The sequence below is a fragment of the Synechococcus sp. R55.2 genome (genome assembly GCF_047462075.1).
Classification (GTDB): domain Bacteria; phylum Cyanobacteriota; class Cyanobacteriia; order Thermostichales; family Thermostichaceae; genus Thermostichus.
Genome location: NZ_JANSIH010000156.1, coordinates 1 through 6873, shown reverse-complemented (window position 1 = coordinate 6873; position 6873 = coordinate 1). Strand labels below are relative to the sequence as shown.

The following is a 6873-nucleotide window of genomic DNA, read 5'->3' as shown; positions in this document are numbered from 1 at the left end:
GGGGGTTAAGAGCGTCGGGCTGGAGGATGGCTACAGGGAGGATGTGAGGTGATGAGCCCAGATCCAGAGCGGCAGCGAAAACGTCGGGGGGGCCGTGTGGAGCACTTTGAGCCTGCAGACGCGATCCCGGAACCAGACGAGGGGGAAGGTCAAGAGCGTCGTAACCTGCGCTGGTACGCCGTGCAGGTGGCTTCCGGCTGCGAAAACAAAGTGAAGAGCACCCTGATGCAACGGGCAGCTGCTTTGGATGTGGCGGATCAAATTGTCGAGGTGGTGATCCCGAAGCGAACGGGCTTCAAGCTGGATCGAACCGGCAAGCGCCAGGAGCAAGAGGAGAAGATTTTTCCCGGCTATGTCCTGGTACGCATGGACATGAACGACGACACTTGGATGGTGGTGAAAACAACCCCCAATGTGATCAACTTTGTTGGCACGGAAGAAAAACGGGCCTACGGTCGCGGTCGGGGGCATGTTACGCCGCGTCCCCTCAGCCAAAGTGAGGTGCAGCGCATCTTCAGCAGCGTCGAGGTGGAGGAAGTGCCCCTCAAGATCGACATGGCACCTGGGGATCGCATCGAGGTGCTGTCCGGCCCCTTCCAAGGTTTCTACGGCGAGGTGGTGGAAGTCAGCCCAGAACGGGGCAAGCTCAAAGCTCTGATCTCAATTTTCGGGCGCGACACCCCGGTAGAATTAGAGTTTGGTCAAGTGCGAAAAGAGGTGTAACCGCGTTTCATGGCTAAGAAGTTGGTGGCCGTGGTCAAGTTGGCCATTCAAGCGGGCAAGGCCACCCCCGCTCCCCCCATTGGCCCGGCCCTGGGTCAGCACGGGGTCAACATCATGGCCTTTTGCAAGGAATACAACGCCAAGACGGCAGACCAAGCCGGAATGGTGGTTCCTGTTGAGATCTCCATCTTCGAGGATCGCAGCTTTACCTTCGTCCTCAAGACGCCACCGGCTTCGGTGTTGATCAAGAAGGCCCTGGGCATTGAGTCCGGCTCCAGCGAGCCCCACAAAACCAAGGTGGGATCCCTGACGCGGGCTCAACTGCGACAGATCGCCGAGCAGAAGCTGCCGGATTTGAATGCCCACGATGTGGAGGCGGCCATGAAAATTATCGCCGGAACTGCCCGCAGCATGGGGGTGACGGTGGTGGATTGATGGAGGGATCCCTTGCCCTATCTGAGGTGTTCACGGTCTTGAAGTTGTTTCAGCAAACCACTGTGGGGGAGAGAAGTTCTCGTCAGTACCCCGAGGAGAAACGATGGCTCGAAAACTTTCCAAACGTATGCAGGCTTTGCGGGAGAAGGTGAAGCCCATTGCCTATGCTCCCGAAGCCGCTTTGGCCCTGATGAAGGAGACGGCCACCGCCAAATTTGAGGAGGCGGCAGAGGTTCACATCCGCCTGGGGATCGATCCCAAGTACGCCGACCAACAACTGCGCACCACCGTGGTCTTGCCCAGGGGCACCGGCCAAGAAATCCGAGTGGCGGTGATTGCCCGCGGCGAGAAAGTGGTGGAGGCCCAAAATGCAGGGGCGGATCGGGTTGGATATGAAGACCTGATCGAGGAAATCAGCAAGGGCATGATGGATTTTGACCTTCTGATCGCCACCCCCGATGTGATGCCCCAAGTGGCCAAGCTGGGGCGGCTGTTGGGGCCGCGCGGCCTCATGCCTTCTCCCAAGGGGGGAACGGTGACCATGGATCTGGCCCAGGCGATCAAAGAGTTTAAAGCCGGCAAGCTGGAGTATCGGGCAGATCGCACCGGCATTGTGCATTTGATCTTCGGCAAGTGCAAGTTCCCCGTCGAAGCTCTGCTGGAGAACCTAAAAGCGGTGCAGGAGTCCATCGATCGCAACCGTCCCTCTGGAGCCAAGGGCAAGTATTGGCGAACCCTACACGTTTCTGCTACAATGGGCCCCTCGATTGAGGTTGATATCAATGCCCTGCGGGAGCTGAAGTTGGCGACCTAAGCCTGGCTTCGGCGCTGCGATGGGTTGAAAAGGGTTTGAGTGAGTGAATTTGGAGGAGGATCCCGGCAGAGCGTTTTTCCCCAGTTGAATAGCAAGCCGAAGACAGCAGGTGCCCGCGGGCTTAATGTCCTGCCGAGGTTTGAGCGAAGTTCAAAGGGATCCCTTCTTGGATCGCTTTTGAGGGTGCGCTTATCTCCATGCGTCTCGGCCACGGCTGGGACGCATTCTGTTTGGCAGAACCCAGATTCACCACCCGTTAACCCTGGGTGACCATTGACAACAAAGGAGGTGAGCGCATGGGCAAGCAACCTTTAGCGAAGAAAGCGGAGATCGTCGATAAAGTCCGATCCCTGCTGCAGGCCAGCCAAATGGTGCTGGTGATCGACTACAAGGGGCTGACCGTTTCGGAGATGGATCAACTGCGGGCAGAGCTGCGCAAATCGGATTCGGTTTGCATGGTTGTTAAGAATACCCTGATGCGGCGGGCCATCGCCGACCAAAAAGCTTGGGCAGGGATCGCTCCCTTCTTGGCAGGGCCGACGGCCTTTATCTTGATTCGGGGCGACATTTCGGCAGCCCTGAAGGCGTATCAAGATTTTGCCAAGCAAACCAAGAAAACCGAGTTCCGCGGTGCCGGCATTGAGGGGCTATCCCTGACCTTGGAGCAGGCCAAAGCCATCGCCGAGCTGCCGCCCAAGGAGGTGCTCATGGCCCAAGTGGCGGGCAGCCTCAAGTCGGTGGGTACCGGCTTGGCGGTCGGGCTCAATGCTGTGCCCACGCAAGTGGCGCGCGGTATCCGCGAGATCCCGGCTTCTCTGGGGCGGGCCATCCGGGCCATTGCCGACAAAGAGGCTGCCTAAAGGGCTTCGGTTCATCAGCCCAAACCTATGTCATCCATTCCATTACCCCTTAAGGAGAAACCATCATGCCTTCAGAGCGCGTTGCAAAGATTTTGGAAGATTTGAAAGCTTTGAGCTTGCTGGAAGCTTCCGAGCTGGTGAAAGCCATCGAAGAAACCTTTGGCGTCAGTGCAGCAGCCCCAGCCGGCGGTATGGTTATGGCAGCTCCCGTGGCAGCAGCGGCGGCAGCTCCGGCGGCAGCCCCTGAGCCGGTGGAAGAGCAAACTGCCTTTGATGTCATCCTCGAGGCTGTGCCAGCCGACAAGAAGATCGCCATCCTCAAGGTGGTGCGCGAGTTGACCGGCTTGGGTCTGAAGGATGCCAAAGATCTGGTCGAGGCGGCTCCCAAACCCGTCAAAGAAGGGGTTGCCAAAGAGGAAGCCAACGACATCAAGAAGAAGCTGGAAGAAGCCGGCGCTACCGTCAAGATCAAGTAGTTCAAGTTACGGGGAAAGCGCTTCTTTCTGGTCTAACGAGAAATCCAATCGAGACACTCAAACCCAAGAAGGGGGGCTGCTTCGGCCCCTCTTTTGGGATCACCCGGCCTGCTTCCATTGGCGTGAGTTCAGGATCCCTGTCCCCTGCTCCGCCGCGCTTCCACCTCTCCGTGAGCTTTCAAGAGGGCAGCCAGCTTGCGACGCATGACGATGCTGGGTTTATCGGTAAACATGTGCTGCTCCGCCTTGATATCGAGGGGAACGTCATAGTCGGTGCTTTCCAGAACCCGTTGATCCTCAAGGGTCACCTGCCGATCGAAGGCGATGATACTCTCAGCACTCACCTCTGCTTCCGAATCGTTGCGTAAACAGAATTGCACCACCTGCGAGGTTTGGTCGTCGATGGGGGTAGCCGCTGTGAAAATGATGTGGATGAGGCCGTTGGGGTAGGTGATTTTGAGCTTGCGACCAAAAGGCATAAACCAGGTGCCCTCCAGGATACGCACTGTGCGATCCTCTGACATCCGCAAGTTTTGCTTCTGCAAGTCACTGTTGAACACCGGCAAAACAGAGGTGGCCCGAAGGCCGTACTCCAGCTCTTCAAGGCTGTCCAGATCGGGTGGTACAGGCTCGGAGATCACCCCAAAGCTCTGCTGATGGACGAAGTGGGGATGGGCATTGTCAAAGGAGTTTTCCATCAGGCGCAGGCCAGCACATTTCCAGACCTCATAGAACTGATGAATTTGGCGAAACCGGGGATCCGCCACCTCTGAGATCTCGGGAATATCGGTCAAGGGATCCGCCAATGCCACCCAAACATAGCCATAGCGCTCTTGGCAGCGAAACCCCTCCACCTTGTAGGTGCGAGGGATGAAGTTGTCTGTAAGTTGGGGTACCTTCACACAGGTGCCAGAGCCGTCAAATTCCCAGCCGTGATAGGGGCAGCGGATGTGGCCATTGCAAACAACCCCTTTGGAAAGTTGGGCCGAGCGATGGCAGCAACGATCCAAGACGGCGCAAGGCTGCCCTGACTCATTGAGCCAAAGCACCAGAGGAGTCTTCAGCAGCGTGAAAGCTTGTGGGCCGGTTTCCAGGGCCGACATCGGGATCACGGGGTACCAAAACCGCCTCAGGACAGGTTGCTGGGTAACAAGCATAAACCCGCTCCACAAGCTCTAGTTCGGAGAATCATGAGCTGGCTTTTCGTGAGCCTAGGTGGCTCAAAGCACCGCCCCCCGTGAAAAAGATAGGCGTTGAAATGGCAGAAGTCCGTATAAGCCAACACAGCTTTGCCCTGGGCGCGTTTGTGCATCGATGGCTACCCCTCTGCCCGGGGATGGGCTATTGATCGAAGGAAGCAGAGAAGCGTCGGTGGGCTTCTGTTGGCATGTGGCTGTGAGGAAAGGTGGAAAGGTGCAAAACGAATTGAACCCCGCTCGAGATCCTTGTAGCGCAGGGATCCCGGCCCAACCTGCCGCAGAGCTCAGCTCTCTCGAACCAGAACCGGCTGCTGAGAGCCGGCCAAACCAACTGACGGATCCAGATCCTCGCCTCAGCCGTTCTCAACAAAAACGAGAGCAGGAACGCCGCTCCTTACCTTGGCGCCTGGGGCTGGCCAACGTGCTCTCGGCAGGGTTGCATTTCATCGCGATGAGCTGGGTGGGTTGGCAGCCTAGGATCCGGGAAGAGGAGGAGATCCTCCCCTTTCAGTGGGTGGAGATGGCGGATGAGCCGCCCCCAGAGCCGCAGTGGATTGCGCCCGTCTCCGCCCGTGAGTCCGGTGTCTCTGAACCTCGGGATCACGTATCGGTGCGGCAGTCGCAAGTGGCCAATCCAGGTGAATGGGTAGAGGTCACTTCTGCAACGGCACAGCCTCTGCTCGCCTCAGCCGCAGGGAGTCCTGTCCCTGGGATCCTCCCCCCATCCCCAAGGGAGCTTGAGATGCCCCAACCCAACCGCGACTCTGCCTCTCCTCAGCAGCAGCCAAAGGCCAGGTTAGAAAATCTGTCAGCGGGTTTAGCAGCTCTGGAGCAGGCAGTTGCCGATCACAATTGGGCGGAGGCGCTACATCTGACGGAAGAATGGCTGGATCACTGGCCTCTGTCCTCTCCACAGCGCCAGCAACTGCAGGACTATCGTCAGCATCTGCAAAGCCTACTGGCTACCTCCTCGGCAGCAGCAGTGGAGACCAAATCGGCTCAGATCTCTCCTGCTCAATCCCTCAAGCCTCAACCCGAAAGAGCAGCAAGTTCTCCTGAGGTTTTGCCACAACCCTACCTGTCGGCTCCAGCGGATCCGCATCCAACTTTGCCCTCTCCAGAGCCGATCGCAGCCCCGTTGGAAGAGCCTTCTCCCACCTTGCCCCCGACTTTTCCTACCGGATCCCACAACTCCGACTTCGGTCGCACCAGTGGGATCGAGTCCTCTCAGGCAGGCCCACCCAGCCTAAATGCCACCGCCGATCCGGATTGGGGAGACTACTTGGCTCAATTTCAAGAAAGGGTTCGCCAACACTGGATGGTACGGCGGGCATCCGGATCCTACGTAACGGTGGTGCAGGTGCGTCTGGATCGACAGGGATCCCTGCGGGAACTGCGCCTGCAAACCCCCTCAGAAGATCCCCTATTGGATGCAGCCGTGCTCAGTGCCATCCAGCGCTCAGCTCCCTTTCCGCCTCTGCCCGAAAGCTATGTTGGCGAAGAACTGATGCTGGAAATCGACGTGCTGAGCGGATCCTTGCAGGCTGGCTCAACCCAGAATCCGAGAAACTAGCTCGGATCCTCAGGCAGGGCTACAAGCCCTTCTCGGAGAAGTTCGGATTTCAATCCCAGGTGGGTTCCGAGTGTCGGCAATGGCCTAGGCCATAGATTTGCGGCGGTTCCGCCGGACGGCTACCGCTTTGCGCTTGCGCTTTTCTAGGTTGGTTTCAAAGTGCCGATGGTTGCGCAAGTCCCGTAAAATGCCCGCCTTAGAAACCTGACGCTTGAAGCGACGCAGCGCAGATTCGATCCCTTCGTTTTCGCCAATCGTCACTTGGGTCATAGGAAAGACATCTCCTCCGTCAATCAAATGGGTTTGGTTACAACAGGGATCCCTATCGTGACATACTCCCGACTCCGACTGCTGGCGGTACGGAGCGGGCTTCTCGCTTCATTGGGGAGCTAGTGCAAGAACCCTCCACGAGCAGACACGGGATGCCCCACCGCGTAGCTGTACCAGATTCCGGCAATGCCGTTTTGCACAGCCAGGTTGATTATAGAACAGGGGATGTCCGCCTTTCATTCCGACCCTCGTCCTACGGACAGAGGGCGGGGCTTCAAGGACTCCGTCCCGCTAGCGCGAACGGCGGCCTAGCTAAACGATCGCCACACCACTGCTTGCTGCCACAGTTCGTGTTCACTGCGCCCGGCTGCCAAAGTTGAGCCCCGCAACCACCTCACCTTCCCTCAAATTGACAACGAATGAAGCAGTTGTCCCGGTGGGGGGTGGAGGGGAGGGTGGTGCTGGAGTTGGGCTGGGGGCACTGCCGATTACCGATTGCACAAAACCGGCGAAGCTAGACACC

General features: G+C 58.0%; 8 protein-coding genes and 1 other annotated feature. Of the genes, 6 read left to right on the top strand and 2 right to left on the bottom strand.

Annotation, left to right across the window (positions count from 1 at the left end):
* The first annotated feature begins 51 nt into the window (after window positions 1-51).
* The 5 genes from nusG (at window position 52) to rplL (ending at window position 3308) form a co-directional block, all read left to right on the top strand.
* Entirely contained in the window at window positions 52-723 is a 672-nt protein-coding gene (gene nusG / locus NW838_RS05610) for a transcription termination/antitermination protein NusG (protein ID WP_414355817.1), read from the top strand.
* Between the two features lie 9 nt (window positions 724-732).
* A complete protein-coding gene (rplK, locus tag NW838_RS05605) occupies window positions 733-1158 on the top strand; it encodes a 50S ribosomal protein L11 (RefSeq protein WP_011432849.1) in 426 nt (141 codons plus the stop codon).
* A 103-nt stretch (window positions 1159-1261) separates the two neighbouring features.
* On the top strand, window positions 1262-1972 hold the full coding sequence (gene rplA, locus NW838_RS05600) for a 50S ribosomal protein L1 (RefSeq protein ID WP_011432850.1): 711 nt from the start codon (window positions 1262-1264) through the stop codon (window positions 1970-1972).
* 78 nt (window positions 1973-2050) lie between these two features.
* Window positions 2051-2210: a sequence feature (ribosomal protein L10 leader region), on the top strand.
* Between the two features lie 58 nt (window positions 2211-2268).
* Window positions 2269-2832 (top strand): 50S ribosomal protein L10, encoded by a 564-nt coding sequence (rplJ, locus tag NW838_RS05595; protein WP_414355818.1) that lies wholly within the window; start codon window positions 2269-2271, stop codon window positions 2830-2832.
* A 65-nt stretch (window positions 2833-2897) separates the two neighbouring features.
* Window positions 2898-3308: a 50S ribosomal protein L7/L12 gene (rplL, locus tag NW838_RS05590; RefSeq protein WP_414342772.1), complete on the top strand. Its 411-nt coding sequence runs from the start codon at window positions 2898-2900 to the stop codon at window positions 3306-3308.
* 128 nt (window positions 3309-3436) lie between these two features.
* Here rplL and NW838_RS05585 read toward each other — a convergent pair whose 3' ends face one another.
* Window positions 3437-4465: a Rieske 2Fe-2S domain-containing protein gene (locus NW838_RS05585; protein WP_414355819.1), complete on the bottom strand. Its 1029-nt coding sequence runs from the start codon at window positions 4463-4465 to the stop codon at window positions 3437-3439.
* A 256-nt stretch (window positions 4466-4721) separates the two neighbouring features.
* Here NW838_RS05585 and NW838_RS05580 point away from each other — a divergent pair, with 256 nt between their 5' ends.
* Window positions 4722-6080, top strand: coding sequence for a TonB family protein (locus NW838_RS05580; protein WP_414427667.1), 1359 nt, complete (start codon window positions 4722-4724; stop codon window positions 6078-6080).
* A gap of 84 nt (window positions 6081-6164) precedes the next feature.
* On the opposite strand, the gene rpsU is transcribed toward NW838_RS05580, so the two are convergent.
* Window positions 6165-6350 (bottom strand): 30S ribosomal protein S21, encoded by a 186-nt coding sequence (gene rpsU / locus NW838_RS05575; protein ID WP_011432857.1) that lies wholly within the window; start codon window positions 6348-6350, stop codon window positions 6165-6167.
* Window positions 6351-6873 lie beyond the last annotated feature (523 nt).